The sequence below is a fragment of the Lentiprolixibacter sp. genome, from assembly GCF_982873095.1.
Window position 1 is genome coordinate 1 of sequence record NZ_CEYNTP010000320.1, and the last position, 2,528, is coordinate 2,528.

A 2,528-nucleotide genomic window follows, 5' to 3' on the forward strand; every position below is an offset into this window, starting at 1 on the left:
GACTTCAAGTGTGTTCATATAATCGAGCCAGGCTACCCATTTGGCAATGTTGCCGTGGGCCACATAGGGATGGCATTCGTTGAAAACAAGGTCGCCTGTAAACAGGATCTTATCATCCGGTAAATACAGGATGAGGTCGCTCTCCGTATGGCCCTGACCTTTGGAGATCAATTGTATCTTCCGGTTGGGTCCGTCAAGATTCAGGATGCTGTCTACAAACATATCCGGAACGCGCGTCTTGACCTCTGTATAGCTGTTAGACAGGGTCTCATAATAAGGACGCCACATCAGGATTTGTTGATATTCCCGGGATTGTTTGTCACCGTCAAAGGCGAGATAAAGCGAATCATAATAGCTGAAACGTGCAGGTGCATTTTCCTTCTCAAAAGCGATCTGCAGCGGTTCCTCTTCTTCAATGAGCTTGCCGGTAACGGACGTGCTAACAATTTTAACTTCATCAGAAAATGCCTGGTTTCCCCGGATATGATCATTGTGAAAATGGCTGTTCACGACGTATTTTATAGGGGACAGATCCATTTCCGCCAGGGCGTCTGCTAATTCCTGAGCTACGGCAGGAGAAAGAAATGAGTCAAAAATTACGGTTTCCTTCCCATTATCAACAATACCCACATTGCAAATGGCTTTGCCGCCAAATTTGTGAATACAGCTGTATACCCCTTTGCCCAGTTCAAGGAACTCAAAATTGTCTGATACAACGCTATTATTGGGCTCTTCCTTGCAGCCCTGAAGCAGGAATACTATTGAGAATATCAGAGTAAATAATCTCATACGAAAACAGGTTATCTGACAGCTATCCTTTTCCAGTGCCTGACTTCCAGATCCCGGGCAGGTTGATGTCATAACTAAGATAGGGAATAAAACAGAGCCCTGGAGCAATCGGGCTATAGTCTTTAATAAACAGCTGTAAGCAAGAATTCCTCAGGCTTCAGTTCGCCACACATTCAGATTTAGATGAGAATCGGGCCCTTTTCACCCAGGTAAATTATTAATCCTTTATGCTGTTAATTCAATCAAATTACCTTCGGGATCAGCGATTAGACATTCATAATATCCATCTCCTGTTCCCTTGGTTCTCTAATTATGGTGATTCCGTTATCCCTAAGTCTTTCGGTTAGCATATCTATTTTTTCTTTGCTACCCACAGAAAATGCTAAATGAGTTAACCCATAAAGAGAACCGGGTTTTCCCATCCTTTCCGAGATATCAGAACTACGCATTAATTCAAGGCGAGCACCATTTTCGAATGCCAGAAAGTAGGAGCTGAAATTTTTCCTGGAGTTGTAATATTTCTTATTCGAAGGTAGGTCGAAGAATTTGAGATAAAACTCCCGCATTCGTTCTAAATCCTTGGTCCAAATACCAAGATGCTCAATTTTCATATAAATTTTCCCTTAAAGGGTATCCAACTAATATGCGTTGCCTGATTTTTCTAAAGAATTGGATCATTGTGATTTAGTGCTATGATATTACTCCAAATAGTCCTTTATGTGGTTCTTAAGCCTTACTGTTTTTTTAAGCACGCTGTTCTTTAATTCAGCTCCCTGGTACCGGAAGTGCCCCCTGTCCTTTATCATATTATGATATCGCTGATCACTTAAAAGCGCTTCGTAATCTACCGGAATTAACCCGAACTCGTCATTAAAGACATTGTTTTCCATTGATTTTATCCTAAAGTACTTATGGGACAAAGGCAGCACCTCAGTTGGCCAAAAGAGGTCCTCTAATCTTATGGTCTGTGAAATAAGAAATCCATAATCGCTGTCGAAAAGCGTGATGATGGATTTTCTCAAGCTGTCTGATGAGATAATATCAAATCCCCGGCTTTCAATTGACCTGAATGCGGTTGAGGAAAGGACGATATCATCGGAGTATTCTGCCCTCCCAAAGTGGTAATCCATACTGTCCTGGTAAGGCAATTTGTTTTCCAGGACTTTGAGTACAGCTTTAATAGACGTGATGCATTTGTACTCTTCCTGAATACTTGCCTTTAATACTTTTTCGTTAAAGCTGAGGTTTTCAAAAAGTTCTTTCAGCAGTCGCTTTTCAATCTGGTTTTCTATCCTATTTTGATTCCAATTGTTTATCTGAAGTGCAATCAAAATCCCGATAACAACCAGTGCGATTTCACCAAGTGCATAAATCAAATATTTGTTGAATTTATTTTCAGTCAGCAGTCTTTGACGGATTATTCGGAAGAATTTGAGCATTATTCAGCTATTTGTAAATGGTAATATATGGATATATCTGTCTGAAAGGTTGTAAACACAGTTTTAATATATAAAATCATTAAGCCAGGCTGTTAAGATATGTCCTGCGCCCTATATCCAATTCTTTAAGCAGCGCTTCGCGTAACTCCTGAAGCTGGAGCAACTTGTCTTTTTTATTTGTTTTAAGCCTTAAATAAGTTATATGTCCCTGATAGCGGTACCACTGATTGATATAAATGACAGTAAATAGTCCGGCTGGATACAAGGATAATGCAAAGACAATACCCCAAAGCCAGTTCG

4 protein-coding genes are annotated in these 2,528 nt (G+C 40.4%); all 4 read right to left on the reverse strand.

The genetic code is table 11. The features are described 5' to 3' along the window. The coding region (locus AC4E7D_RS13830; protein WP_490174364.1) for an MBL fold metallo-hydrolase at nucleotides 1-789 on the reverse strand (789 nt) is incomplete at its 3' end. Between the two features lie 266 nt (nucleotides 790-1,055). Then, nucleotides 1,056-1,400 (reverse strand): VOC family protein, encoded by a 345-nt coding sequence (locus AC4E7D_RS13835; RefSeq protein ID WP_490174365.1) that lies wholly within the window; start codon nucleotides 1,398-1,400, stop codon nucleotides 1,056-1,058. Nucleotides 1,401-1,487: 87 nt separating this feature from the next. Next, entirely contained in the window at nucleotides 1,488-2,228 is a 741-nt protein-coding gene (locus tag AC4E7D_RS13840) for a hypothetical protein (RefSeq protein WP_490174366.1), read from the reverse strand. 79 nt (nucleotides 2,229-2,307) lie between these two features. Next, the coding region (locus AC4E7D_RS13845; RefSeq protein ID WP_490174367.1) for a hypothetical protein at nucleotides 2,308-2,528 on the reverse strand (221 nt) is incomplete at its 5' end.

What these genes read in the sequence shown, in the direction of transcription:
- AC4E7D_RS13835 (WP_490174365.1), bottom strand. Translation starts at nt 1,400, where the DNA reads ATGAAAATTGAGCATCTTGGTATTTGGACCAAGGATTTAGAACGAATG.
- AC4E7D_RS13840 (WP_490174366.1), bottom strand. Translation starts at nt 2,228, where the DNA reads ATGCTCAAATTCTTCCGAATAATCCGTCAAAGACTGCTGACTGAAAAT.